16 protein-coding genes and 2 pseudogenes are annotated in these 26,733 nt (G+C 54.6%); 9 read left to right on the top strand and 9 right to left on the bottom strand.

What is annotated here, in order from left to right; genetic code table 11:
- Positions 1-7: 7 nt before the first annotated feature.
- Entirely contained in the window at positions 8-2,827 is a 2,820-nt protein-coding gene (locus ACR0BU_RS21380) for an FAD-binding and (Fe-S)-binding domain-containing protein (protein WP_480738888.1), read from the bottom strand.
- Positions 2,828-3,018: 191 nt separating this feature from the next.
- Between ACR0BU_RS21380 and ACR0BU_RS21385 the strand changes: the two genes are divergently transcribed.
- Positions 3,019-4,182 carry a pyridoxal-phosphate-dependent aminotransferase family protein gene (locus ACR0BU_RS21385; RefSeq protein ID WP_480738887.1) on the top strand — a complete coding sequence of 388 codons (1,164 nt, stop codon included), beginning with the start codon at positions 3,019-3,021 and terminating at the stop codon, positions 4,180-4,182.
- Positions 4,183-4,276: 94 nt separating this feature from the next.
- A complete protein-coding gene (gene yghX / locus ACR0BU_RS21390) occupies positions 4,277-5,164 on the top strand; it encodes a YghX family hydrolase (RefSeq protein WP_480738886.1) in 888 nt (295 codons plus the stop codon).
- A 663-nt stretch (positions 5,165-5,827) separates the two neighbouring features.
- On the opposite strand, the pseudogene ACR0BU_RS21395 reads toward yghX, so the two are convergent.
- Positions 5,828-6,586, bottom strand: a pseudogene (locus ACR0BU_RS21395) (IS5 family transposase).
- A gap of 77 nt (positions 6,587-6,663) precedes the next feature.
- On the opposite strand from ACR0BU_RS21395, the pseudogene ACR0BU_RS21400 reads away from it, so the two are divergent.
- A pseudogene (locus ACR0BU_RS21400) lies at positions 6,664-6,787 on the top strand (IS30 family transposase); the annotation flags it as partial.
- Positions 6,788-6,883: 96 nt separating this feature from the next.
- Here the strand turns inward: ACR0BU_RS21400 and ACR0BU_RS21405 are convergent.
- Positions 6,884-8,932, bottom strand: a complete 2,049-nt coding sequence (locus ACR0BU_RS21405; RefSeq protein ID WP_480738884.1) for a dockerin type I domain-containing protein — start codon at positions 8,930-8,932, stop codon at positions 6,884-6,886.
- A 158-nt stretch (positions 8,933-9,090) separates the two neighbouring features.
- On the opposite strand from ACR0BU_RS21405, the gene ACR0BU_RS21410 reads away from it, so the two are divergent.
- The 5 genes from ACR0BU_RS21410 to ACR0BU_RS21430 are packed head-to-tail and all read left to right on the top strand — an operon-like array spanning position 9,091 to position 18,656.
- On the top strand, positions 9,091-12,999 hold the full coding sequence (locus ACR0BU_RS21410; RefSeq protein ID WP_480738883.1) for a beta strand repeat-containing protein: 3,909 nt from the start codon (positions 9,091-9,093) through the stop codon (positions 12,997-12,999).
- Between the two features lie 49 nt (positions 13,000-13,048).
- Complete coding sequence (locus ACR0BU_RS21415) at positions 13,049-13,888, top strand: SapC family protein (RefSeq protein ID WP_480738881.1); 840 nt, start codon at positions 13,049-13,051, stop codon at positions 13,886-13,888.
- Positions 13,875-15,218: a TolC family protein gene (locus tag ACR0BU_RS21420; protein ID WP_480738879.1), complete on the top strand. Its 1,344-nt coding sequence runs from the start codon at positions 13,875-13,877 to the stop codon at positions 15,216-15,218. The genes ACR0BU_RS21415 and ACR0BU_RS21420 overlap by 14 nt, the downstream gene beginning before the upstream one ends.
- Entirely contained in the window at positions 15,215-17,362 is a 2,148-nt protein-coding gene (locus ACR0BU_RS21425; protein ID WP_480755760.1) for a type I secretion system permease/ATPase, read from the top strand. The genes ACR0BU_RS21420 and ACR0BU_RS21425 overlap by 4 nt, the downstream gene beginning before the upstream one ends.
- Positions 17,346-18,656: an HlyD family type I secretion periplasmic adaptor subunit gene (locus ACR0BU_RS21430; protein WP_480738876.1), complete on the top strand. Its 1,311-nt coding sequence runs from the start codon at positions 17,346-17,348 to the stop codon at positions 18,654-18,656. Before ACR0BU_RS21425 ends, ACR0BU_RS21430 begins: the two co-directional genes overlap by 17 nt.
- 185 nt (positions 18,657-18,841) lie before the next feature.
- On the opposite strand, the gene ACR0BU_RS21435 is transcribed toward ACR0BU_RS21430, so the two are convergent.
- From ACR0BU_RS21435 to ACR0BU_RS21445, 3 genes are all read right to left on the bottom strand, one after another.
- Complete coding sequence (locus ACR0BU_RS21435; protein WP_480738874.1) at positions 18,842-19,543, bottom strand: response regulator transcription factor; 702 nt, start codon at positions 19,541-19,543, stop codon at positions 18,842-18,844.
- Positions 19,543-21,438 carry a hybrid sensor histidine kinase/response regulator gene (locus ACR0BU_RS21440; RefSeq protein WP_480738873.1) on the bottom strand — a complete coding sequence of 632 codons (1,896 nt, stop codon included), beginning with the start codon at positions 21,436-21,438 and terminating at the stop codon, positions 19,543-19,545. The genes ACR0BU_RS21435 and ACR0BU_RS21440 overlap by 1 nt, the downstream gene beginning before the upstream one ends.
- Before the next feature lie 173 nt (positions 21,439-21,611).
- Positions 21,612-22,367: an N-acyl homoserine lactonase family protein gene (locus tag ACR0BU_RS21445; RefSeq protein ID WP_480738872.1), complete on the bottom strand. Its 756-nt coding sequence runs from the start codon at positions 22,365-22,367 to the stop codon at positions 21,612-21,614.
- A 222-nt stretch (positions 22,368-22,589) separates the two neighbouring features.
- Between ACR0BU_RS21445 and ACR0BU_RS21450 the strand changes: the two genes are divergently transcribed.
- Entirely contained in the window at positions 22,590-23,576 is a 987-nt protein-coding gene (locus tag ACR0BU_RS21450; protein WP_480738870.1) for a DMT family transporter, read from the top strand.
- Positions 23,577-23,621: 45 nt separating this feature from the next.
- Here the strand turns inward: ACR0BU_RS21450 and ACR0BU_RS21455 are convergent, their stop codons facing one another.
- The 3 genes from ACR0BU_RS21455 to ACR0BU_RS21465 are packed head-to-tail and all read right to left on the bottom strand — an operon-like array spanning position 23,622 to position 26,733.
- On the bottom strand, positions 23,622-24,614 hold the full coding sequence (locus tag ACR0BU_RS21455; RefSeq protein ID WP_480738869.1) for a nuclear transport factor 2 family protein: 993 nt from the start codon (positions 24,612-24,614) through the stop codon (positions 23,622-23,624).
- Between the two features lie 54 nt (positions 24,615-24,668).
- On the bottom strand, positions 24,669-25,805 hold the full coding sequence (locus ACR0BU_RS21460; RefSeq protein ID WP_480738868.1) for a nuclear transport factor 2 family protein: 1,137 nt from the start codon (positions 25,803-25,805) through the stop codon (positions 24,669-24,671).
- A 43-nt stretch (positions 25,806-25,848) separates the two neighbouring features.
- Complete coding sequence (locus ACR0BU_RS21465; protein ID WP_480738867.1) at positions 25,849-26,733, bottom strand: carbohydrate ABC transporter permease; 885 nt, start codon at positions 26,731-26,733, stop codon at positions 25,849-25,851.

The following is a 26,733-nucleotide window of genomic DNA, read 5'->3' on the forward strand; positions in this document are numbered from 1 at the left end:
CCAGTTCCTAAACATCAAGAACCATATCCAACAGGCGCGCGACGTGCATGGGCTTCCGCTGCGTACCTTCGGCGATTTGATGGCGGCAAGATGTCCCGTCTGCCACGATAACTGCATCTATAGGCGCTGCTTCCAACGCCGGGAACAAGTCGAGTTGTGCCATCTTTATCGAAACATCGATAGTGTCAGGCGCATATCCAAACGCCCCGGCCATGCCGCAACAACCGCTTTCTATCATGTGAACTTGTGCCTCCGGAATACGTTTCAAAAGGTTGAGCATCGGTTTGACGGCGTCGTGTGCTTTCTGGTGGCAATGCCCATGCACATAGATCGGGCGATCCAACGAACTCAGGGGCAAATCCGGCTGCTTGGCCAAGAATTCCTCAAAGGTGCGGGCTGCGTTCGACAACATCTCCGTTTCCGGCCCCGGGCAAAGCGCCAAAAACTCATCCCGGAAAGTGAGGATAGAGGACGGTTCGAGCCCGACTACTGGAACACCTTTTGCAACCGCCTCTCGCGTCGCGTCAATCACGCGTTGTGCCTCGTGACGCGCTTCGTCGACGCAGCCCATAGCTAAAAGAGTACGTCCGCAATCCAAGGCCCTGTCGGATTGATCGTCTCGCGCCACGGCCACCCGAAGTCCGTTTGCCCGCAAAACCCGGACAGCGGCGCGTAAATTTTCCGGTTCGAAATACCGGTTGAACACATCGGCAAACAGCAACACCTGCGGATCATTGTCCTGAGCCTCGGCATCACGGAACGGAGCAGAAGACCACACTGGCAGATAACGTCGCGCTGAAATACCAGTCGGTCCCTCCAATAGCTTACGCGAGGGTGCAATTTTGTTTCGTAAATTCACAAGCCACGCGACTTTCGCGGCTTTTGGCGCATATCGGGGCAGGTAAGCTATCAATTTGTCTGCCAACGTCAGCCCATCTTTTTTACGTTTTGCTGACAATACTTCGATTTTCATTCGCGCCATGTCGACGCCGGTCGGACATTCCCGAGCGCAAGCTTTGCAGGACACGCAGTACTTCATTGTGTCCAACATGGCATCGGACGACAAACCGCCTGGCATCTGCCCGCTGATCGCAAACCGCAGTGTATTTGCCCTTCCACGCGTAACATCACGCTCGTTTCGGGTCGCTCGGAAAGATGGGCACATAACCCCACCCCCGAGCTTGCGGCATGCACCATTGTTGTTGCACATCTCGACGGCGCCCTGAAACCCTCCTCCGGAACCCGGCCAAGCGGACCAGTCCAGCGTCGTTTCGAATTCAGGAACCAAATAGTTCTGGCCATAGCGGAACAGTCGGCGGTCATCCATGGCAGGCGCGTTCACGATCTTGCCGGGATTCATCACCCCGTCGGGATCAAACCGGTTCTTAACCTGCTCAAACGCAGAAACGATACGCTGAGCAAACATCTTTTCATGAAATTCTGATCTTACGATCCCGTCACCATGTTCACCTGAATGAGATCCTTTATATTTTTTGACCAGATCAAATGTTTCTTCGGCGATCGCCCTCATTGTTCGGACGTCTTTGTCCTGCCGCATGTTCAGCACAGGGCGCACGTGTAAACACCCCACCGAGGCATGCGCGTACCATGTGCCCTTTGTGCCATGCCGGGCAAATATTTTTGTTAGGCCAGCGGTGTAATCGGCGAGGTCGGGCAAAGGGACGGCGCAATCTTCGACAAAAGAGATCGGTTTGCCTGCCTCCTTCATCGACATCATGACATTCAACCCGGATTTTCGGTACTCGGCGATAGCATTCTGCAAAGAGTTGTCCGTAACAGAGACAACGCCGCCCCATCGGTTTTCCGCACCGCTGAAAGCAAACCCGAGATCTCCCATCAGTTGCGAAAGCTCGACCAGTTTTGCTGCATTGGCCTCGGCGCTGCCCTCGGCGAATTCCACCAGCAGCAGGGCTTCGGGATTGCCTTCAACAAAGGCATTAATCGTTTCGCGAAACAATGGGATTTCACGCCCCAATGCAATCATGGTGTCGTCGACCAACTCTACCGCCTGGGGGTTGAGTGTCACGATGTGCTGGGTGGCTTCCATTGCAGCACGGAATGTCGGGAAATGGCACACACCGGTAACTTTTGCACCCGGCAGCTGTGCCAGACTTAATTCCAGCTCTGTGAAATAGGCCAATGTGCCTTCTGACCCCACCAACAAATGGGACATGTTGATGTCGTTACCGATGAGGGCGTCGATATTGTACCCGCCCACACGGCGCTGAACTTTGGGAAAACGAGCGTCAATTTCAGCAGCCTCGCGACGCCCAAGAGAGCGCATGTCACCAACAAGATCCGCAAAATCGCCTGATGCGGCCGTATCAGCGCTGAACCGCGCTTCCGTGCCGTCAACCATGATTGCGTTTATCGCACGGACGTTGTCTCGCATGATCCCGTATCGCAGAGATTTTCCACCTGAAGAATTGTTTGCCGCCATCCCCCCAAGAGTGCAACGGGACGCTGTTGAAGGATCCACGGGAAACCACAGGCCATGCTTCTTCAAAGCTTCGTTCAATTGATCCAGAACAACACCGGGCTGAACGCGCGCAATTCGCTTCTCAACGTCTACGTCTAGAATACGATTCAAGTGTTTTGTGTTGTCCAGCACAACGCCCTGATTGACCGTTTGCCCGCATTGCGACGTGCCGCCGCCGCGAGGAAGAACCGAACTTCCTTCGTCCCGCGCAATGGACATTACAGCTTGGACATCTTCTGCGGACCGAGGGATCACCACAGCGTCCGGAATCATCTGATAGATTGAAGCATCGGTCGAGTATCGAGCCAGCGATGCCGGATCTGACATCACTTCCCCCCGTACATCAGACAACAGTCGGCGGTACAAAGATCCATTCTCTACCATCAGGTACGTCTTCCCTTCCGTGTAAGCCCAGTTAGACGCTTTACTTCACCGTTGACTGAATAATGAATTCATAATTAACTTTTGCAATAGGTAATAGCGCCACTTTTTTGGCACCAGCGTAAGGATCAGTTCAAATGCGTCAGGCGGGTAGACACTTTTTGCAGATTCCAGGGCCAAGTGCTGTGCCAGATCGAATCCTGAGAGCCATAAGCACGCAGACCATTGATCATCGAGGACCCAATTTTGCAGAAGTCGGGAATAAAGCCCTCAATGGTATGAAGACGATTTTCAAGACAAAACAGAACGTCTTTATCTATCCTTCATCCGGCACCGGTGCGTGGGAAGCCGCACTTGTGAACACGGTTTCGCCGGGCGAAAAAGTTCTGATGTTTGAAACAGGGCATTTCGCTTTCATGTGGTGCAACTTGGCTGGAAAACTAGGATTGCACCCAGAGCTGATCGAAGGGGATTGGCGCGGCGGCGCGGACCCCAATCAGATTGAAGACCGTCTACGTGCGGACGAGCAGCACGACATCAAGGCGGTTTGCGTCGTTCACAACGAAACGTCCACCGGGTCAGTCTCATCAATTGAGGAGGTGCGCAGGGCCATAGACGCAGCAAAACACCCCGCACTTCTAATCGTGGATTCCATCTCCGGCCTTGCGTCGATTGATTTTCGGTTCGATGACTGGGGGGTCGATGTGTGTGTCTCCGGCTCGCAAAAAGGACTGATGTTACCGCCTGGTCTGAGCTTCAACGCCGTGAGCGATCGGGCGCTGAAACACTCGAAATCCGTGAACACGCCGCGAAGTTACTGGGATTGGCAGGATATGGTCGGACCAAATCAGAACGGGTATTTTCCCTACACTCCCGGCACCAATCTTCTCTATGGATTGAATGAGGCCATAGACATGTTGCACGAGGAAGGGTTAGACAACGTTTTTGCCCGTCATGCCCGACACGGAGCCGCGACACGGGCTGCCGTGCGCGCCTGGGGCCTTGAGGTTTTGTGCACACATCAAGGTCAGGAATCGGGCGTCTTGACTGCGGTTAAGGTCCCAGAAGGTCACTCCGCCGATGCGTTTCGTGCTACGGCGCTTGAGCACTATGACATCTCACTAGGAAATGGTCTGTCCAAGGTAGCCGACAAGGTGTTCCGCATTGGTCATTTGGGCGATTTCAACGACCTAATGTTGATGGCCGCCCTTTCTGGCGTAGAAATGGGGCTAACCAAGAGCGGCATGCCTCATAACGGAGGCGGCACTCAGGCTGCCTTGGAGCATCTAAAGGCTGCGTGACGTTGGACAGAATTTTCAAAAAACTCAAACCAACCACGACCCTATGATCTGACGACTTCTCCCTTTCAACTGCCAACTCATCAGGAGATTGACCATGACTCGCATGACGGCAAAAGACTTCGACCAGGAACTTCTGGACCTGTACGACTTTTACGCGCACGGCAAAATCACCAAGCGCCAGTTCCTGGACCGCGCTGGTAAGTTCGCGGTTGGCGGTTTATCTGCGGTCGCGTTGCTGAACATGCTTAGCCCGAATTATGCTTTGGCCGAGCAGGTATCCTTCAACGATCCCGATATTCATGCAGACTACATCACCTTTCCCTCACCAAATGGAACCGGCGACGTTCGGGGCTACCTTGTTCGGCCTGCCGGCGTTGAAGAGCCCCTACCAGCAGTACTGGTCATCCACGAAAATCGCGGCTTGAATCCATACATCGAAGATGTGGCGCGCAGATTGGCGAAAGCCGGGTTCATGGCTCTGGCTCCAGACGGCCTGACGTCGGTGGGCGGGTACCCTGGCAACGACGCCGATGGGCGCGAGCTGCAAAAGACAGTGGACCGGGTCGAGTTGATGAACGATTTCTTCAATGGGTTCGAATACTTGTTGAACCGAGATGATTGCACTGGAAAGGTCGGCGCTGTTGGTTTCTGCTACGGCGGCGGTGTGGTCAGCGCAATTGCCGTGGCCTATCCCGAACTGGCCGCTGGTGTCCCATTCTACGGGCGCCAGCCAGCGGTGGAGGATGTGGCCAAAATCCAAGCGCCTTTGCTTGTTCAGATGGGAGAGTTGGACGAACGCATCAACGCGGGCTGGCCAGATTTTGAGACTGCTCTAAAAGCCAACGATAAGGTTTACGAAGCCTATATCTACGAAAATGCCAACCACGGCTTCCATAATGACAGCACGCCACGCTATGACGAGGAGATGGCCAACTTGGCCTGGGACCGCACAATTGATTGGTTCAAAACCCATCTGGAGTAATGGGGGATAGCTGCGAAACCCACAGTTCACTGAGAACAAATCCCGTGAAGCCCGAGCGTTCTGACTTTTGTAATCAGTGAGGCCGCTAGGGCCCATGGTCTGTAGACAGAGTGGCACCCATTGCGGCATCAACATCGATAGATAACTTCATTGAAAGTTTCCGCATCAAGTGGATGTTTGATGGCGTTATAACGAACCGAGAACGTCGATGTAGGGGTGTTATGTGAACAGATCTCCAGTTGAGTAGGCCCCTCATCTTCACGTCAATCGCACCAATGCGACCGATCACGGCCAATGATCGCGTGTGCAGAAAGCATCTGCGACAAACCCAAAACTACCTACTGGTTAGTTTGCTAGCCCTGTCCAAAAGCAATTCGAACTTTTCCAGATCAATTTGTTCGAGTGGATCGGACAAGATCCCTATATACGCCAAGAGTTCCCGCCTAGCCTTGCTTGGCTTGTCGACAGTCGGAATCCCCTCGTCACTTGCATACATATAGCCGTGATCAATAGTTTTTTGACGAGCATCGCTCAATGAATACCGGCGGTTCGGGCCTCCCAGAACCTCGTCTGCATTGCGATCGTCTTACCCGTCATCTTCCCACCAACATACGGTACAGATTTCATAATCTCCTCACTCGGCTAGCTTCCAGGCTCATTAAACTACAGCCAGAACAAGACGGTAGCTGCGAGTGCAATCGCCGAGAGGAAGACCTTCGGGCACCTGTCATATTGGGCAGCAACCGACCACTAGTCCTTTATACGTCCGAACATGATCTCAATCCGGTTACGGCGTTCGTGGCGGCGCTTGTCGTACTGGACAGGTTAGTCGCGTGATTTTCGACCAAGGATGCAAGGACTTATTCCCTTGTCTATCAGGGTTTCGCGGAACCAGTCCGCATCATAGCCACGATTTCCCAGCAGCCAGCCAGCAGATGGAAGGCCGTTGATCAGGGCCCTAGCTCATGCGTAATCGCTGACCTGTCCGGCAGATATGAAGAAACGTCTCGGACGTCCGAGACTGTCGGTAACGCCGTACAACTTCGTATTCATGCCACGCTTTGTAAGCCCGATCAGTCGACCGCGCCCCCCTTTTTTCAGCCGCAGGCTAGAGGCCACGCGATGAGCTTTGAGGTAGGTTGCATCAATCATGACGGTCTCATGATTGGTTATTTCCACAGCGAACCTAGCCATGATCCGAGCGAACACACCCATGTCGCTCCACCACTTCCACCGGTTGTAGAGTGTTTCGGGCGGCCCATATTCACGAGGCGCATCAGACCACCGCAACCCGTTGCGGTTAATGAAAATAATTCCGCTCAACACACGCCAGTCATCAACCCTCGGCTTGCCATGGCTCTTCGGATAGTAAGGCTAAAGTCGCGCCATCTGTTCGTCAGTCAGCCAGAATAGATTGCTCATGCTAAACCCTTAAAACTCAGGGGCTTGAAACACGCAGCCGACACGGCGGCAACCAAATTAGTGCGTCCATGACCTAGCCCGCACGACGCTCAATCACCTTTGATCGTGGTTTTGAGTTCCACGCGTGGTCCAACTGTTAACGCAGATCGGCACCGAAAGCGATGCTGTGATCCCCGGGCACCTTGGCAGAAAGGATCACTATCATGAGAGCCTGAGCCTCAAAAATTCATAGCCAAAATGTTGCCATGTTGGAAGAATAGCTCAGCAATTGGGTGATCCAATACCCTACTACGACGCTCAGAAAGCTTCGAGGTTTCCCAGGAGGATCGATGTCATGTCTGCTGACACCACGCCGTCAACCACTACGATATCGACGCCGGTCTCATAGTCTACGTTGTTTCGGGTTATGCCCGAAAGATCGGCGTCAGCGTCCATAAATACCCACTCTGCATTATGCGCCGAAGGTTTTCCGACTGCGACTTGCAATATCGCCAGTGCATCCAGAGCGTTGATCGTACCATCTTGCGTGATGTCTGCGGCGATCAGATTTTCGGGCGATGCTGGTCCCCAGGTAGGGTCCAACCCGACAGAGAGACGGAGCACCTGCAGAGCGTCCAAAGCATTTATCTCCTTGCTGGCGGTGGAGTAGGATTTGACAATATCCAACTCACCAGAGAACGACCCGGAAGGCATATCCAGATCAAATCGCCCTTCGTCATCGGCTCTGACGCTGACTGTCCCTCCGCCATTTGGGGTGAATTTGATTTCGGCGTCTGTCAAACCCGGATTGGTAGTCTCAGAGTTCACGGAGATTTCCCCCTGAATTCCTGGTGACCCATTTGACTCCAACCCTTCGAAACCAGCGAAGTCAACCGGGATGTGATCCGGACCACCAAACCCGGTGCCAAATACGTCGGAACTGGACAGGGGACCACCCGAAGCAGAATAAATCTGGATTAGCTCATCCCGATATTCGATCTCGGCCCCTTGTGCGGTGACCCTGAACGTCAGTTGTGAAGGGGTGCGCAACAACAGGTAGTCAAACAAGTCCAACCGGTCTACGCCCACCTCGAAATCCGTAATTGTTGTTGGATCGCTGCCGGACTGCATGACAAAGATATCGGCCCCTGCCCCGCCTGTCATGGTGGTTGCTCCAGCTCCGGCGATCAGAATGTCGTCTCCCGCCCCGCCCAGAAGCGAAGTTTGCAGAATACTGCCACTTAGCATGTCATTCAGTGCGGTGCCGTTTACAGTGCCGAATCCTTCACTCACCACTCCCAGTTCGCTGACAGATGTGGTCAGAAGATTCACGCCAGCGTCTTGTTGCGATGTGACCAGGATCTGCAACTCATCACCAACATGGGCTACGCTCAGGGATTGAATGTTTTGGAGGCCGCTGCCCAATGTATCGGCGAAACTTTCCAGATGGACCAATTGCCCATTAGGTGTGAGGGTGAACAGAGTTATCCCATCATCGCCGCCCCCAGCCACAACAAAAACACGCCCATCTACTTCAATCAGGGAAAGATCCTGAACCGATTCGAACCGCGTATCGAGCGTGTCCAAAACATGATTGGTAGGGATAAGATTGCCAGTATCGCTGAGTTTCATGACGCTGAGCGAGTTGCTGGCGGACCCAGCGACAACAATCCAGGACTGGCCATAGGCCTCGACGACTTCAACAGCCGTCGGCACGGCGATACCCAGCGTTTCGATGGCACTCGTGTTGTCGATTGCCGCCAACATGCCAGTGCCCGCATCCAACTGGAATACAGAGATAGCATTGGTTGCGGCATCAGCCGAAACGACAAACTGCCCTGCCCCAGACTGCAACGCCTGCATCGAATCAGCCTCGCCAACTGCTAGCCCCGCCAGACTGAGCGTGCCGTCGCCGTTTACAAAATATGTGCCAATTTGCCCGGTACCCTCATGCGCGATGGCTAGAAGATCAGTTGAGCCCAGTGACATTTGCACCAGGGCAGAGACGTCGCCACCTCCGGCTAAAGTTCCGGTCTCCTGCAGATCTCCGATTGAGCCGTCGGAGTTCAGATCATACCCAACCAGACCCGTTGATGTATTCACGTCCAGCACCAATTGATCCTGCCCGCCCAAGGTCACCGGAACGCCACTCCGACCAACAACAAACGTGATGGTGCCAGTGTAGTATTCAGTGTCCACAAGCTGCGGAATTGCCCCGTCGACCAACCGCCAAACCGTGACGCCACCGGCAGGTCCGGTCACGGTATAAAGATACGTGTCCCCGTTAAACGTTTTTAAAGCGGTATCGCCGATACCTGAATCGAGCGCTGCGCTCCCCGTTGCAACCATACTTTGGAATTGAAGCATCACATCGATCACCCCCTAAGCCACCCCTGGCACGACAACAGGTTGATCTGATGGCCCGAGCAGAACCAAAGCGAGAATGTGGTGAAAACGAGGAGTTCAGTTTCAGATTAACTCAAATTTTCTGGTCCGAACGCGGCAATAATCAGAGGGCAAGACAGATGAAAAAATCCAAACCTGGACTGACCTGCTCCCCTCGGGACATCGCGGAAACCACATGTGAGGGCAAGATGACCAAGGCACCTGATTCCAACTCCCATTTGTCTGACGATCAACAGCACACCGAACGCAAAGACCACGTGCGGCGGTGGATTGACGGTAAGCTTCGTCGTTGGGCTGGCCGCGGCATCGCTGGCGGGCTTGGCTCTACTCTCATGGCTTTGCCAGCTTTATCTCAGGCAAGCGTCGAAGAGCTTTATGCTTTCCAGTTTGCTGAAACAATTTCAGGTGTGCGGTCCGTCAAATTGCTGGAGAATGGTGATGTTGAACTGCGGATGGCCGATGGCCGCACGCTGATTGTTGCCGCCGAAAACGTCCAGGTCCTGGATAGCGGCGCAATCATGATCGCGGAAGAGGCGGTTGCTGAGATTGCTCAATTCAGTGTTGCGGAAGCTGGTGGCGCCGCCGCCGGAGGCATCGGTGGTGCCGGAGCCGCTTTGGGCGGTGTAGGGCTAGCCGGGGCCGCCGCAGCAGCCGGTGGCGGAGGGAGCGACGGAGACGACGGCGGCCCGGTTGATACACCGACGCCGACACCGGCGCCAGCACCCAGCTTCCCGAGCCTGAACCTGGCCGAATTGCAATCCACTGCATTGAACAGCACCATCACAGGGTCCACCGCGCCAGATGGGACGACCACGGTCGAGGTCACAATTGGCTCGGTGGTCACAACCGTCACACCGGACTCCGATGGCGACTGGAGCATCTCTCTTACCCCGTCGGAGGTCAGCGGACTTCCGCAAGGTGTTACCACAGTGACGATCAGGAATCTGGACGACTCGGGTGAAGAGATTTCAGTCCAACTTGTCCAATTCGATATAGATACGGTTCCGCCCACCATCTCAATTTCCGGGTTCTCGGATGGCGTTGTGCTGAACTCAGCCGAACAGTCCACTGACCTCACCATAACTGGCGCGACGGATGCCGAGAATGGTCAAACGGTGACCTTAACATTGAACGGCCAGTCATATATCGGGACGGTTTCCGGTGGGCATTGGAGTGTGACGGTCCCATCGTCGGACCTGGCCGCTTTGCCCGACGGTGTGACGATTGCTGTTACCGCCGACGTCGCCGATAGTGCAGGCAACCCCGCCGTTCAGATCAGCGGAAGTTTTGACACAGACTTCAGCGCGCCGGTTGTTACACTGGATTCGGTTGCAGGTGGCTCAATCGACCTTGCAGATATTGGTGGCGATTTGTCCGTAACCGGGACAACCACCGCCGAAGATGGTCAAATCGTCACCCTCACGCTTGACGGCGAAGTTTACACCGGGACGGCCACGGGTGGAAGCTGGAGCGTCACGGTTCCCAATGCCGATCTGAGCGGGCTTATCACCGGAGTGCCAGCCTCGATCACCGTGGCCGTAGAAGATGCGGCAGGTAATCAGTCGGCGCCGGTTGCTATGTCGGTCCCGGTCGATCTGGCAGGTCCTTCGATCGCCATTGCGCCCTTGTCTGTTGGTGCAATTTTGAACTCCACAGAAGTTGGATCGGACCTTACCGTAACCGGTACAACAGGTAATGTCGGCGACGGACAGCAAGTCACTGTGACTTTGGATGGCCAGACCTATACTGGAGTTGTATCCGGAGGCAGCTGGAGCGTGACGATCCCGTCTGGTGATCTGGGCGCGCTTGCTGACGATGGAAGCTTTAGCATAACCGCGGATGTAAACGACTCAGACGGCTTGGCTGCACCGCAGGCTGACGTGAGCCTTTCTACAGACATCACCGCGCCAACACTCAGCATCGACAGCTTTTCTACCGGCGCCATCATGAGCGCCGCTGAACAAGGCACTGATTTGGCGATTGCGGGATTAACAACGGCTGAAGACGGCCAAGTTGTGACCGTCATGATGAATGGTCAATCCTATTCCGCTACCGTATCAGGCGGCAGTTGGAGCGTCTCCGTTCCTGCAGCAGACTTGGGTGCCCTGCCCGATGCTACGACTATAAATGTCACTGCAGATGTATCCGATACCGCAGGCAATCACGCAATTCAGGCCAGCAACGGATTCGACACAGATTTCACGGCACCCGCGATCGCCATAACGAACCTTTCAGATGGTGCCGTCATGAATGCGGTCGAGCAAGGCACTGATCTGACCGTATCCGGCACCTCGGACGCTCCGGACGGTAGCATTGTGACGGTCGAAATTGCTCGGGCTGACGGGACTGTTGATGTCACCGGAACCGCAACAGTTTTGGGTGGAAGTTGGACATATACGGCAACAGTCTCGGATCTCAGCGGACTACAGGATGCAGAAAGCTACAACCTCAATGCCTCGACGGCCGATGCGGCAGGAAACACCGGTCAAGCCACAGACAGCTTCACCACCGATTTCACTGCGCCCTCGGTCACCATTGATCCACTGTCCGTTGGTTCGGTTTTGGATGTGACGGAACAAAGCTCAGACTTGACCATATCCGGGACGACAACGGCCGAGGACGGGCAAACCCTTTCGGTCACGCTGGGGGGCCAAACTTATACGGCCATCGCAACGGGAGGGACTTGGTCGACCACTGTCCCCACAGCAGATCTGGCTGCACTTGCAGATGCAACAAACTTTTCAGTATCTGCCAATGTAGACGATGCAGCGGGCAACAGCGCATCTGCAGCTACAACATCCGTCACGACGGATTTTCGACCCTTATTGAGCATGAGCTCGATCGGTACAAACAACGCTTTTTCACTGTCTGACGCACAAAGCTCGGGTTTAAATATCAGCGGCTCATCGATCGGATTGGCAGCAGGCCAGACCGTCGACGTGGTGTTGAACGGCGGTTTAGTCGGGACGGCAACTGTTGCGATGGACGGTTCCTGGTCTTTGAACTTATCGCCTTCAAGCTTTTCTGGCTTCGATGCGGGGGATGACCTAACTTTTGCTGCGCAGGCAACAGTGTCGGGTGGACCGGACCCATTAGCAGTTTCAAGCGAGGCCACGGCGCACGTCCCAGCAGCATACGTTATTTCTGAAGTGGGACAAACCGGGACAACCGTAACATTTGCGATCCACGCCGATAGTGACCGCGACTTGTCAAGCGGACTGGCCATGACAGCAGAGCTTGAATACGACTCATCCGTTGTCACTTTCGACACAGGCTCAGACACCGAAAACGGTGAATTTGATTTGTTCTTGGTCAACCCCGGTGTTGGAGACACGGTGAATTTCGCCGGAGCCGCGACCGCCTTTACCGATCTGTCGCAACCGTTGGTCACGTTCACCATGACGGTTCAGGACCCAAACCAACCGATCATTCTGACAATCACCACACCGGATGGCGGCCCTACAGATTTCCAGCTTGGTACGGATGGAAACGACACTCTCACTGCAACCGGGGTGGATGCCATCATCCGCGGTGGAGATGGCGACGATTCCATTGATCTTAGCGATGCAGGACGGGACATAGTCGTGTTCGAAGCCAACCCTGCCGACAATGGTGCCGACACCGTGACAGGGTTCACGATCGGATCGGCAACTGATGTTACAGATGCCTTGATGTTCAGTGGACTTGACGTCAGTTCCTTGCGGGGCGATGGAACCGATTTTGAAATATTAACTCTTGGTGATGCACTTGGATTGGACACCGGGTTTGTAGGCCTGACAACCATTCTTTCGGATCTGACCGAGGGGACAATTGAAGCCGCAGTAGAGAGCTTTATCGGCGCGGTCTCAGGAGATGAATTGTACCTGCTCGCTACAGACGGGACCGACAGTGTCTTGGTCAAAGTCGACTACTCTGCTTCCGACGCAGCAACGGTCGACACAGTCGCAACATTCGACGGGTTGGGTGACTTGAGCGGTCTGAACTCAGACAACATCCTTCACACTGATCCAACAGGCGCAGGCGCCTAATCCAAGCGTTCAATTGGTGAAGCAATAACAAAAATCGCACGAGGGTGTTATGGCACAGAATGGGTTAACTCCAGTCAGCTACAAAATGCACGGGCACCGATTTTGGCGGCGTTTCAAGTCGTATGACTTCGCCCGTGACCTTACCGATTGCCCCATAGTTGAGGCAGAGGTCCTTCAAGGCGCTGCCGCATTCCCGATTGTGTTCAAGGCCGCCGATGCGGGGGTCGAACCAGTTGCCTTGCTTTCGATGACGCACGGAGCATCGACGCCGTTTGTCTCGGCTGATGGTACATGGTTGGCGACCTATGTACCGTCGGCTTTGCGTTGCCCTCCATTTCACGCATCTCGGATCGAACCCAAAAACGCGATCACAAATCAGTTCCAACTATTTGTGGATGAGACGCTAGGGCTTGTTACCGACGAGCCATCCGATGAAGCTTTTTTTGATGAAAGCGGTGTATTGGCGCCGGAACTGCAAAAGGTAAGTGCGTTCTTTCAGGCGCGCATCGCTGCGGCTGAAGAAACCGCTAGGCTATGCGATGTCATCGCCGAGATGAATCTCTTTGCCCCGGTCGCCAATCATCACGGTATCGAATTTCCTGATGAAACACTGGGCATAAACTCTAAAGCACTCAGAGGTTTGCCACAGGCGCAGAAGACGATGCTGGCAAGCTCCGGCGCCTTGCGATTGATACATGCGCACCAGATTTCGCTTTCACACAGTTCGTGGTTGACGCAGGCGCAGCTGCAGGCAGGGCAGGCTGAAAAACAGCCCAGACTCAACAATATGCCCAGTGTTTCAGATTTCCTCGATGCCATTGCAACAGCCCAACACAGCGAGCAAAGGCTTGAATCTAGAGAGGGGGAAAACCTCCATGCCAGTGTTTGAACAACCTCTACTGCGGCTCGCGGCGTTGATTCTAACCGCCCAGCTTTCCGCCTGCATCGCTCCCCCCGATATGTCGATTGTAGAGGCCTCGTTTTCTGGGGGAACCGCAGGTGCCGGAGCGACGCGATCCTCCAGAAATCTCACCCAAAGTGGCTTTGGAAAGATGATCCAGCTAGCGGTAGAAACAAGCCCCAACCGGGCGCAAAGCGACACCAGAATGGAACTCGCCACCGCAAATCAAAACGCAGCCAAAGGCGCATTCCTGCCACAGGTATCGCTGGGATTAAGCGCAAGATCCGAGCGCATTAAGTCAGATACAGCGGATGTTTCACCCTATTTGCGTGTTTCCCAATTGGTCTACGACGGCGGTGCAGCTGCGGGCGATCTGGCCGCGGCCCAGGCACGTGTGTTGGAAAGCCGGGGCGATCGACTGCAGACCGCAGCTGCCACTGCACTTGCGGCGATTGAAGCCTACGCAATCGTTCTGGATCAGCGTAAAATTCAGGACATTAACGCGCAAAATGTTTCGGTACATGCAGCGTTGGTGCGCCAAATCTCTGATCGGGCGGCGGGTGGTGCGGGTTCGAACGTTGATGTTTTGACTGCCCGCTCCCGTATGGCCGATGCCCGTACAAGTTTCACCGATGCCAAGGCGCGCACTGACCGCGCCGAGGCGCGGTTTCGTGAAGTTTTTGGAACGGTGCCGGGTACGTTACCGGCACCTATTGCCGCCCCAAAGCTGGCTCGCAGCGACACCCAGATTGTAGAAGACAGTCCGCAGGTCCGCCGTGCCAACGCAGGTTTGCTCGCAGCCAAAGCACAATGGACCGCAGCGCAGGCACGCCGACAACCTGATGTACGGGTGGCTGCCTTTGCAAATCAGGACGACAGCCGCGATGCAAACTTTGGCGTGGATCTATCGTTCAACTACGAGTTGGACAGCACTGGTCAACGCCGCGCTGCTATCGCAGCTGCCGAAGCACAGGTAAAAGAAGCTGAATTCGTGCGTGAAACTCTGATCCGCGAGATTACCCGCGAACTCGAAGGCATCCGCTCGGACCAGAAAGCGGGTGCAGAAAGACTACGTGCCGCACGGGTCGCTGTTGCGGCCAATGCAGAAAGTGTCGCCGCCGCGCGCGAGCAGTTCAACATTGGACGACGAAGTTTTATCGAAATTTTGGATGCTCAGCGCGACTACGTAAATGCTCAGGAACGATTGATCTTGGCAGAACTTAGCTTTTTCCTAACCAATTACGCGGTGTTGAGCCTGACCGGGGATATTCTTGATCTGCTTGGAGTTGCCCCCAACACTTGGGACGTGCCCTCTTGAAACACGATAGTTCGGTTGGAAATAGTACCTCACTAAGCCCTTTTGAGGCTTGTCTTTTGAACGTGGCTTCCACGTTAGATCGACCACTGAGTCTTGCCATGCTGCACGCTGCTGAAACTGGGTTGCAGGAAGGCCTAACCATCCAGGATGCAATCTCCGTTGCCCAGAGGATCGGATTGCAAGCTGGGTATGGCGCCAGGCGCCTGAATGCCTTTGACGACACTTTGGTGCCCGCAATACTGCTGTTGGCTGAAAACGAGGCTGTAGTCTATCACGGGCGTTCGCCCGACGGGGCGCTATTGATATTTGACCCGGCGATTGGCGAAGGAATTGGCGAAGTTTCCGAAGACAGATTCCTTAACAAATATACCGGATATGCAATTCTGTTTCGCAGAAACCACAATAGCGAGATGTCCTTAAGCGGCCCTGCCCAACACGGGCACTGGTTCTGGTCGGCTCTGGCTGTCAACCGGTGGTCATACATTCAGGTTGCACTCGCGGCAGCATTGGCAAACCTGTTAGGCCTGTCCACATCAGTTTTTATCATGGTCGTCTACGATCGGGTTTTACCGAATGAAGCCATGGAATCCCTGATTGCTTTGACGGCGGGGGTTGGTCTGGCGCTTGCGTTCGATTTTGTGCTCAAGGTGCTAAGGGCTGGGTTTATAGATAGCGCCGGGCAAAAGGCCGACATGATCATGGGTCGTCGCGTTTTTGACCAATTGCTCAACATCGAAATGAAGTCACGCTCGGGCTCGACCGGGGCAATGACCAGCACTGTTCGGGAATTTGAAACCCTGCGCGAGTTTTTCACGTCGGCAACTTTAGTGGCCGTGGTTGATTTACCTTTCATTGGATTGTTTGTGTTGGTTATCTATCTGGTTGGTGGGCAGCTCGCGCTGATCCCCGCTTTGGCAGTGCCTGTTGTGTTGCTGGCAGGGCTGGCAGCGCAACCAATCTTGTCGCGAATGGCAGAAAAGAGCTTTGCAGATGGGCAGTCCAAACAATCCGTTTTGGTGGAAGCAGTTTCTGGTTTGGAGACCATAAAAACCACATCTGCAGGTCGACAAATGCGTTCGCGCTGGCGCTCTGCAATCGAACGTCAATCCGAGCACGGTGCGCGCAGTCGGGCCGTCACGCAATTTGCCCTGAACTTCACAGGGGTCACCCAACAGGCAGCGCAAGTTCTGATTGTTTTCTATGGTGTTTTTCTGATTTCAGAAGGTCAGGCAAGTATGGGTGCACTGGTTGCGTCTGTGATGCTGACCGGGCGGGCGTTGGCGCCATTGGGCCAACTGGCCCAAACCCTTACCCGAGTTAACCAGGCGCGAAGCGCGTACCGCAATCTCAATGCACTCATGCAAAGCGAGAGCGAACGTCCCGAAGGCCGCAACTGGATCAATCGAGCGGCGTTCAAAGGCGGAGTGTCCTTTAGCAACGTGCATTTTGCCTATCCGGACAAAACTAACGACGCGCTTAGCGGTGTTTCCTTCACAATAAACCCGGGTGAGAAGGTTGCGATTCTTGGGCAGATCGGGTCCGGTAAAAGCACTGTCGCAAGGTTACTGTTGGGCCTCTACAAACCGCGGATCGGGTCTGTGCTGTTGGACGGGCTGGACATTCGCCAGATCGATCCTGGTGACCTGCGCCGCAATATTGGGTCCGTTTTGCAGGACGTATGGCTTTTTTCTGGATCTGTTCGGGACAACATTGCCAGCGGTGCTATCCGGCCTCGGGATGAAGACCTGATCGAAGCGGGGCGCATCGCAGGCGTAGAAGACTTTGTTGCCCGTCAACCCGTTGGATATGACCTGCAACTTGCAGAGCGTGGTGAAGGGCTCTCGGGTGGGCAAAAACAAGCGATTGCTCTTGCACGGGCACTGATCGGGCGGCCGCCGGTGTTACTGCTTGATGAACCTACAAGTGCGATGGACGTCAAGACCGAAGCGGAGGTGATCCAGCGCCTGAAGCACGCGACCAAAGACACGACACTGGTGATCGTGACCCATAGAACGAGCCTGTTGGATCTTGTTGACCGAGTGATCGTGATTGAAGATGGGAAAATAGGTGCGGATGGTCCCAAAAGCATGCTGACGCAGCATGTTCGGCGTTCGGGGAGGCACCTGAATGTCGCGGCATCCTGATTTGGCGGCTTTGGCGCGTGAAATGCGCGGCGGCTCATCGATTAGGGGTTCACTTCTTCTGTTGGTGGTTCTCTCCTGTCTGCTGGCGGCCGGGACTTGGGCGTATTTGACCGAGTTGGATGATGTTACACGCGTGGATGGCCGGATTGTACCTTCGGGCGACGTGCAGCTGATTGAGGCAACCGAACCTGGTGTGTTGCAATCTGTCCATGTTCGGGAAGGGCAAGTGGTCGATAAAGGCGCATTGCTGATGGAGTTGGATACGACACAGATCGACAGTCAGCTAAGCCAGGAACAACAGCGTGCTTTTGGTCTCATGGCACGTGCCCTGCGTTTACGGGCAGAGATTGACAGCATCGAACTCGCGTTCGACGAAAACCTGATCAAAGGTGCACCGGCCGTCGTGCGGTCAGAAACCGCATTGTATCAGGGTCGGCAAGCTGAACTGCAAGCCGAAATCGCCATTCTGGAACGTCAAAGGCAGCAACGGCACCGTGAATACGAAGAAGGTTTGGTGGATCAGGTCACCGCGGATGAAACGCTCAAAGTTTTGGCCGAGGAACGGGCCATCATGGCCCCTTTGGTTGAACGTCACATGGAACCGGCCACAACCCTATTGGCATTGCGCCGCAGCGAAGCCGAATGGAAGGGTCGAAAAGTCAGGGCCAGGGCCGTGGCCAACAGATTGAAAACCGGTTTAGATGAAATCGACGACCGGATTAAGGCCACGCGCAGCCGCTTTCGAAGTGCTGCGCTTACTGACTTGGCTCTTGCGACTGCCGAACTTGCGACGCTGCAACCCGCCCTGCCCGCGTTGCGCGACCGGGCGGCGCGGGCTCAGGTGCGGTCGCCGGTTCGTGGGATCGTCAATCGGATACATCGTACAACTATCGGTGGCCTCGCTCGGAGCGGAGAGGACCTGATCGAAGTTGTGCCCTTGGATGAGACGCTACTGGTAGAGGCCTATGTGCGACCTGAAGACATCGCTTTCTTGCGGGCTGGCCAACCGGTCAAAGTGAAGATCACAGCATATGACTTTGCGCGCTATGGCGGGCTGGACGGAGAAATCATCCGGATCGGAGCTGATACGATCACGAGGTCCGAACGGAATGACGAGGAGGTCTTCGTTGTAGAAATTCGAACCAGTAACACAATGCTCGACGCAAGCGGAATCGCGGTTGAAATCATTCCCGGAATGATCGCTGAAGTCGATATATTGGCCGGTCGGAAATCGGTTCTGGATTACTTGGTGCAACCAGTTGTGAAAATAAAGGATCGTGCGTTGCGTGAGTGAGGCAATGCCCAGCGAGGTTTTCTGAAAAACGCTGCTGAGTGGAACAGTTTTGGCGCAGTCGCGTTTCTCAGCCCGATTTCACCCAACACTCGTATGGACGAACGTATCAACGCTTCCCAGCATAGAAGCCTGAGCTAATCAAAACGCCCTGAAAACCAGAATGGCAATCAAAAACAAAGGTCCTCTCACCGCCACTTCACGTCACCCAAGAAAATGTATCCTGCCCCGTAGATGGTTTTGATTAGCTGTGGGTTTTTGGGGTCTTCACCAAGCTTTGTCCGTAACCTCGAAATGCGCACATCCATTGCACGGTCGAAACTATCGCCCGCGGCGCCACCTAACGATTCTTGCATTTGGCTGCGGCTAATCAACCGCTTTGGGCTTTCCAAAAACAAACGCAGCACTTCTCCTTCTGCGTGACTGAAAGGTGTTTGCGTGCCCCCTTGATCCTCGAGAATGTATCGATTGAAATATGCCGTCCAACCGTTGAAATCCGCTATTTCCGAAAGCGTGGATTGGCCGCGTGGTGAACGCAGTCTGGCTCGGACGCGCGCGACGACCTCTACTGGGTCGAAGGGTTTGGTAATGTAGTCATCAGCGCCCAATTCCAATCCCGTTACGCGATCTTGAACCTGAGCTCGACCGGAAATGATAATCACGGCTGCACCCTGTTCCAAAGCCAGTCTGTGAACCAAGGCCAGCCCATCTGTGTCCGGCAGGGAAAGATCGACCAAGCACACGTCCGGTGTGACACGGTTTAACGCGGCCTCAAACTCCCGCGCCCGAGAGAAACTTTGCGTGCGAAATCCAGCTTCTTCCAATGCGTCCGTCAGGATGCGTCTGATTTCAGGCTCATCATCTAGAATGGTTATCAGTGGTTGTGACATCAGGCGGCTTCAGTTCGGATAAGGGCCGACAATTGAGCCTGCGAAAACGGTTTGCGCAAAACCGGCGCGACGGCCAACGCTTGTCGATGCAGTGGATCCGAAAAGGGCAAAGACGTCATCAATATACAGGGCAATCCAGTTTTCAGCTGCTCCATAAGGTTAAGACCTGTGCCTGTTCCTTCCAATCGAATATCGGATAGAACCAAAGCAATGTCTTCAACGCTTAGTGTAAGGGCTAGCGCCTCATCCACCGAGGTTGCCTCGATCACCGAAAAGCCCAAATCCACCAACATCTTCCGGAACTCACCGCGAAGATCATCATTGTCTTCCACCAAGAGAACAAGCCCTTCTTGCTCGGGTGGTGCTGGGCGATACGGTAGCCGTAGAACAACGGAAGCGCCTGAAGGGGTGTTTCGCAGGTTCAGATCACCGCCCGCCAATTTCACTGTGTCGTAGACCATAGGCAATCCCAATCCGGACCCATCGTTACCTTTCGTTGTAAAAAACGGGTTCAGTGCCTTTTCCAACGCCTCGGAAGAAAATCCGGTGCCGGTATCGGACACTGTGATCTCAACCCAGATTGATCCGACGGCGTGGGCACTTATGGTGATTTGCCCAGATCGACCACATGCATCGCGCGCATTGAGCACGAGGTTAAGCAACGCATCCTGCAGCATACCTGGGTCCAGCATCAGAGCTTGGTCCGGTAGGTTATTCACAACCGACAATCCGACACCTCGTGGCAGTGAGGGCGTTGCCAGAATCCGTAAGTCCTCTAGCAAACCCTGCATATCCGTTGATTTCGGCTGTGGGGTCCGATTGCCCGTCATGTCTGCGATACGGTTCAGCAGCTGGCCGCCTCGGCGCGCGGTTTGTTGAGTAGCAGCGACCAATTCGTGGGCTTCTGCCGGAATGGTCATTTTGTCCAAACGGGCCTGCATGCCGAGGATTATGGTCAGCAAGTTTGAAAAATCATGGGCTAGTCCGCTGGTCATTTGTGCAGCCATCGCCCTGCGTCGCGTCTGTTGCAAGGCAACGCGGGCCTGTGTTTCCTCGGTGATATCCACAGACATCACATAAACGCCCCCTGCCCTGTCCGGCGTAAAAGACACCCTTATACGACGGGAATCCTGATCTTCGGTGAACTCAAAAACGGATGTCTCACCGTCGTAGGCTTTTCGCAAATGGGGTTCAACACGGCCAAAAGCGTTGGCCCCCAGCGCTTCGGAAATATGGAGACCGAGAATCTCGGACGGGCGCCCAGGCATAACCGCGCTGAGGCGGCGGTTCGAGTAGTCATACCTCCCGTCAGCACCCAGATGCGCAATATGAGCGGGCATCATCTCGGTCGTCATCCGAGTCCGCGCTTCGATTTCGGTCAGCTCCCGTTTGGCCTCTTCCAGCGCAGAGATCGTCGCGGCCAGTTTTCGGTTGGTGGCCGACAGTTCTTCGGCATGACTAATAAGTTGATCTGACAGTTCTTCGGACCGGGCGCGCAGCAGGTTTTCTGCCCGCCGAGTCCCGGTAATGTCGGTGTAAACCGCGACCCAACCACCCTGCGGCAGTGGTGCGCCTTCTACGGACAGCACTTGTCCATTGGGGCGAACACGCTCCATATAGTGGGGCTCAAAGGCGAGCGCTTGTTCCACACGCAGTTCGACCATTTCCTCGATACTGCCTTCCTCACCATACTCGCCGCGGTCGGCCAGAAAATAGATGGTGTCGCGAAACAATGCTCCGGGTTTCACCAGGTCATCTGGCAGGCTGAACATTTCTTGAAAGCGTCGATTGCTGAGCACGAGGCGCAACTTACTGTCATAGATGGAAAGCGCCTGGCCGATCAGGTTCAGCCCCGCGGTTGTCATCGCTTTTATACGCTGTTCGGTAACGTCCAATATTGTTCTCCCCGGCACATCCGTAACATCAGAATTCGTGCAGGTGTAGAGGGGTCAAAAACAATCGGTGCGACCCTGAGAAAACGCCAGCGGCGAAAATATAGGCTTCGGCAAGCCAACGGACTCAGAACACTAACGCAATTACTTAGCCAAAGTGGCCCTTCCACAGAGTATCAACCATAAAGACTCGGTGCTTTTCGAAGTTTGGTCCATTGGGCTGGGCAGTGACCAAAAATCACGAACGCGCCACGCTTGTCGGCCAGCTTCATCAATCGGTCTGCGCTGGCAATGGCCGCCGCTCGATTCCAGGACCCAGGAAATTCTTCATTAATTTCAGCCGGTCGCGAAATGGCGTCGCTTGTCAGTAGAAATGGGCCAGACGGCAAATCGACCAACAGTGCGATCTGCCCTGGTGTGTGACCCGGCGCAGCCAGCACATTCAACCCCGGTCCAATCAGAACATCACCTTCGACCTCAAGGTAGTCGCGGTCAGGCCAGTCCAATGGCTGCATGTCGCCCCAATACAATGGCCGAGCCCGCGCGCGTTCTTGCGTTGAAATCAGGATCGGGACACCGGGAAATGAACCCAGCCCGCCCACGTGATCTATGTGGGAGTGGGTGCAGATGTGCAAAGTTACATCCGCTGGTGCCAGACCTAGCTTAGCAAGCTGCGCTACGGGCAGGTTTTCCGGCCCACATTCAAGCACCTCCCCAAATTCATACAGTCGGTCTTCGGTTGAGGCGGCCTCTTTGTCCATCGCATATTTTTCGGGGAAACCTGTATCGATCAAAATGGTTTCACCAGCGTCCGTGCAAATCACGAATCCGCAGATCCCGATGACACGACCGTCGGAATGTACCTTGAACGATCCGTAGTCCAGAACCGACAGCGTCAGTGGACGCCCTTTGATGAACCTTTCTGCCTGCACCCGTATCCTCCGGCAATTTCCAACAAGCATTGTGGACGGGTCACGAATGTCAACAGACTTAGATCGTTATGGTACCGGCCAGCGTTGTTTTGACAAATGACCGCTTTCGGCTGTGCAAATCACACCCATAGAACCCTAGTAAGAAGACCAGTTTCCCATGCGTCGCAAACAGACGTGACCAGCTTGCTGACCCATGTTAGGGGCCGTTGGAAAGGGCATTTCATGACAGCGAATACTAAACTACAAAACCCCACAGCTGGCATTGCCTTTGTTCTGGTTGGTATTGTCGCGATTTCGGTCAACGATATGCTGATCAAATTCCTGTCGGGAAGTTACCCTTTGCATCAGATGGTGTTCACCCGATCCATTATTGGTATCGGCTTCAGCCTCGCCCTGGTGCAACTCGAAGGTGGTTGGCAGATTCTGAAGACAGATCAGCCATGGTTGCATTTGCTGCGGGGTGTGCTGATCGTCGCCGCAAATCTTACTTTTTTCACTGCTTTGGCTGTTATGCCTTTGGCTGAGGCGACGGCAGTTTTCTTTGTCTCTCCTTTGATGATCACATTGCTGAGCATTCCCCTGTTGGGGGAAAAGGTCGGCCCGATGCGGATCGGGGCCGTGATCGTCGGTTTTGCTGGCGTGATCATCATGACACGCCCATGGGAGAGCGGCGATGACCGCTCGGTCAACCTTTTGATGTATATTCTGCCTGTTGTTGCCGCCTTGACCTACGCCCTCAATAACGTATTGACCCGATTTCTTGGCGCTAAATCCAAGGCATCCGCAATGGCGGTCTACATTCAGGCGGCGTTCATCGTTGTCAGCCTGCTATTTTGGTCAATGGCTGGCGACGGACAATTTGCACAAGGCGTTGAAAACGAAAGCCTGATCTTTCTCTTGCGGGCTTGGGTCTGGCCTGACGGTTCAGATGTCTGGTTGTTTGTGGGACTTGGGTTAAACTCCGCAATTATCGGGTATTGCCTGGGACAGGCCTACCGGATGGCCGACGCCGCTACTGTGGCGCCGTTCGAATATGTTGGGTTGCCGCTGGCCATAATTTGGGGCTGGCTGATCTGGGATGAATTGCCAGGCCTGGCAGGGATGGCTGGCATTGCCCTCATTTTGGGATCGGGGCTGTTTGTTTTCTTACGCGAACGGCAAAAGAACCGAGGCATTGTAAGCAGAAAACGCGTTCACCGACGATATTGACGCCGCAATAAACGCGGCGTCAATTTGATTTTCTTACCAGGTCTTTTAGCCCCGCATGTACGGTATGCGCGACAATAGGTCGGTGCCTTGCTGGTTCCAAAAATGCAGCAGGTCGATGAAAATCCAGTTTTCGGTCAGTTTATCACCCGAGCGGCGATACATGTCGATCACACGCATGTCGCTAAGCTTGTCAGTCGCGGGCATGCCCATGAACCCACCAGATGGCCTAAGGGTCAGGTTCGGCCAGCCGAAAAACCCACCAAACTCACCTTCTGCGATACGAGCGATGTGACCATTGAAGGTCCGGTCCGCCAGCCCATCGCGAAAGGGGCCGGAGTGTTGTTTGATGTACCGTTCGATCGTATAGGCCGCCCCAATTCCGGTCGGACCCCACCAGATCATATCATCATTCCAGCTGCGCGGCAGTTCCTCTTCCAAACCCAGCTCTTCACGACCTTTCCAGTCGCGGATATCGTTTATCATGAACTCGATGGCCGCAAGCGTTTTACGCCCTTCTTCCGGGTCCTGTTCGTCGAACATGACACCTGTATGGGTCATCGGTCCGGGCTGCACCAATTGGGCACCGGTTTGCGTGGGAAACAGGTTCAATCCAGCCTGCGCCATCAGGTGTGGGATATCAAAGAACATCGCTGTGTCGGTGATCTTGTCCCCTTCTACAAGGTGGAATTCTGCATAACGCAGCATGGCAATCTTGTTTGTATGAGGGATGTTCAGCCACGGTGCATCGAACAAACCCATCAGATGGCCCATCGAGGCAACCCAGACACCGCCGGCCTCCAGATGGTTTTCTCCGGCCATGAAGATATCCAATCGGCGCTGCATCCGGCGCAGTGCATGTTGCAAAGGCTGCCAGAACTGTTCCGCAACCTCGACCGGGTTGTGAATTTCGTGGAACGGGTGGTAACCGCGCCAAATGGCGTCCGTGGCAAAGTATTTCTTGGCGGCTGCCACCGGATCTTCGTTGAGTGCTTCAAAATAGTCCCGCACCAGGTTTTTTGCAGATTGTAATTCCGACATGTTTCTTCTCATGAGTTGAAAGTGTTCCGCCGGTTGCGCCCGCCGGAGTGGGAATTAGGTCGGATCCTGACGCGCCTTTGCAATCTGCATCATCAGGTCCAGTTCGTTAAACAGCTGCCATTCCTGTTCAACTTGCCCACCTCTGACCCGCCACTGGGTGATGCCCCAAATCTGGCAACTTGCCCCGGTCGCCGAGCGATACATGTCCGTGTCACCCTCATGGGTTCCCTCCGCACTCCACCGGGTTGAAACCAACCACCCTTCATCGTCATTGCCCATCCAGTAAACCTCATCCACCTGAAGCGAGAGGTCGGGAAAGGCGTGGCGTAAGCTATCGACGTAGGTTTTATAGGCCGCGTGGCCGGAAAACTTGCGCTCGGTCGTCCCCTCAAAGGTCAGATCTGGGGCATAGTCGGCATCCACCATGCTCATATCACCATTCCAGATGTTATCGTGCAGGCGCCGCGCAAATGCATCGGGGTCAAACCCTTCAACCGGCTCAGCCACATACAACGCGCGCGCGGGTGCTGCGGACCGCCGCAGGTCATCCCACGTCTGTTGATTGCGCGGCCACCCCGGAGGCGTATCGGCTGCCAACCTGTCCGCCTCTTCCCACAGGTCGATCCCGAACTGTTGCAACATGGCCGACGTGTTATAAAGCACGTGCTCAAGAAAAATATCGTTTTCAAGGGCCACACAATTGGCGATGACCATGACGTCGACCTTTTTACCAGTGGCCGGACCATAACGGCTGCTTCCGGTATTGGTCCCCATGATCCGTGTCAGGTGTGAGGTGTGAAACCCAACTTCGTCGTCGCCAGCCCAAATGATCTCTTCAGCATCCAGAACAATGTCGGGAAAAGCCCCTGTGGTATGATGCGTATCGGCAATGATCTTCTTGTTGCCGGTCTGCAATCCATAGTCGTCGTAGATCAGCGAGGTCGGCGCATAGCAGGCGCTGATGTATTCGACCTGCGGAGGATCGGATTCCCAAATGCGATGCGTGATCCGAACGATATAGTCGACGATGTTGGCGTATTCGGGCTCAAAACCCTGAAGATCTTGCTTCGGTCCAAAATCCGTTGGAATCCGCACAGTTCCGTTCTTTGAATACTCTTTGAATGAGACATCGTAACCCGTAGGCATATGCCGACGCGCAAGTGGCCGCGCCGTCCCGTAATTCCGTGACATTTTTCCTCCTGCTCAGAGCGTCATGGTTAATAGTATTTGCCGGTTACCCTTTTACGGCGCCAGCCGTCAGACCGCTGACAATCTGCCGCTGGAAGAACAGAACGAGGAAGAAAAGCGGGATCATTGCGCTGACAACGGCCGCGACGGCAAACATCACATCCCCGGTTTCACGTACTGTTCCAAGGAAACCGTAGATGCGTGGAACCATCGTCCGATTTTCTGAACTCAGCAACACAGCGGTCACGGCAAAGTCGTTATAGGCCAACAGGAAACTGAACAGACCGGTGGTAATGACCCCTGGCCACATCACCGGAATAATAACGTACCTAAACGCCTGAAACCGCGTGCAGCCATCGACCATTGCACTTTCATCCATGTCTTTAGGGATGTTCAAGAAGAACGAGTGCAGCATCCACAGCGTGAAAGGCTGATTGATCGCCACCAAGACGATGATCGTTGTCGAAAGCTTGCCCCAGACATTCCATTCGAAAAAAGGCAGCAAATAACCCGATACCAGAGTGATATGTGGCATTGCCCGAAACACCAGCCCCGCCATCAGCAACCAGAACGCATAGCGAAAGCCCGACCGCGCGAGCGCATAACCGCCCAGAGTGCCCAGGGTCAGAGAAATCACCACGGTGAAGAACACCACGATCCCGGTGTTGATCGTATTACGCCAGAATTCCTGCTCCACCCACGCGCCGTAATACCCATTGCCAGTGAATGCACTGCCCGTCTGTGCAGTCGTCTTCACCCCATAAAGAGCATTGCGCCAGTCTGTCTTCGAGAAGAAATCAGGCTGAACCTTGAACGAGCCCCAGAGGGTCCACAAGAAGGGTCCGGCGGCGATGAATATCCAGAGAACAACAAAGCTTGTGGTGAACCAGATCAGCCCATTGGAGCGTCTGTCTGCTACAGATGTTGACAT

Source organism: Ruegeria sp. CK2, assembly GCF_056536585.1.

Bases quoted from the DNA above. Each gene is read 5' to 3' on its own strand.
- ACR0BU_RS21380 (WP_480738888.1), bottom strand. From the start codon at position 2,827: ATGTCAGATCCGGCATCGCTGGCTCGATACTCGACCGATGCTTCAATC.
- ACR0BU_RS21385 (WP_480738887.1), top strand. From the start codon at position 3,019: ATGCGTCAGGCGGGTAGACACTTTTTGCAGATTCCAGGGCCAAGTGCT.
- yghX (WP_480738886.1), top strand. From the start codon at position 4,277: ATGACTCGCATGACGGCAAAAGACTTCGACCAGGAACTTCTGGACCTG.
- ACR0BU_RS21405 (WP_480738884.1), bottom strand. From the start codon at position 8,932: ATGCTTCAATTCCAAAGTATGGTTGCAACGGGGAGCGCAGCGCTCGAT.
- ACR0BU_RS21410 (WP_480738883.1), top strand. From the start codon at position 9,091: ATGAAAAAATCCAAACCTGGACTGACCTGCTCCCCTCGGGACATCGCG.
- ACR0BU_RS21415 (WP_480738881.1), top strand. From the start codon at position 13,049: ATGGCACAGAATGGGTTAACTCCAGTCAGCTACAAAATGCACGGGCAC.
- ACR0BU_RS21420 (WP_480738879.1), top strand. From the start codon at position 13,875: ATGCCAGTGTTTGAACAACCTCTACTGCGGCTCGCGGCGTTGATTCTA.
- ACR0BU_RS21430 (WP_480738876.1), top strand. From the start codon at position 17,346: ATGTCGCGGCATCCTGATTTGGCGGCTTTGGCGCGTGAAATGCGCGGC.
- ACR0BU_RS21435 (WP_480738874.1), bottom strand. From the start codon at position 19,543: ATGTCACAACCACTGATAACCATTCTAGATGATGAGCCTGAAATCAGA.
- ACR0BU_RS21450 (WP_480738870.1), top strand. From the start codon at position 22,590: ATGACAGCGAATACTAAACTACAAAACCCCACAGCTGGCATTGCCTTT.
- ACR0BU_RS21455 (WP_480738869.1), bottom strand. From the start codon at position 24,614: ATGTCGGAATTACAATCTGCAAAAAACCTGGTGCGGGACTATTTTGAA.
- ACR0BU_RS21460 (WP_480738868.1), bottom strand. From the start codon at position 25,805: ATGTCACGGAATTACGGGACGGCGCGGCCACTTGCGCGTCGGCATATG.
- ACR0BU_RS21465 (WP_480738867.1), bottom strand. From the start codon at position 26,733: ATGTCAACATCTGTAGCAGACAGACGCTCCAATGGGCTGATCTGGTTC.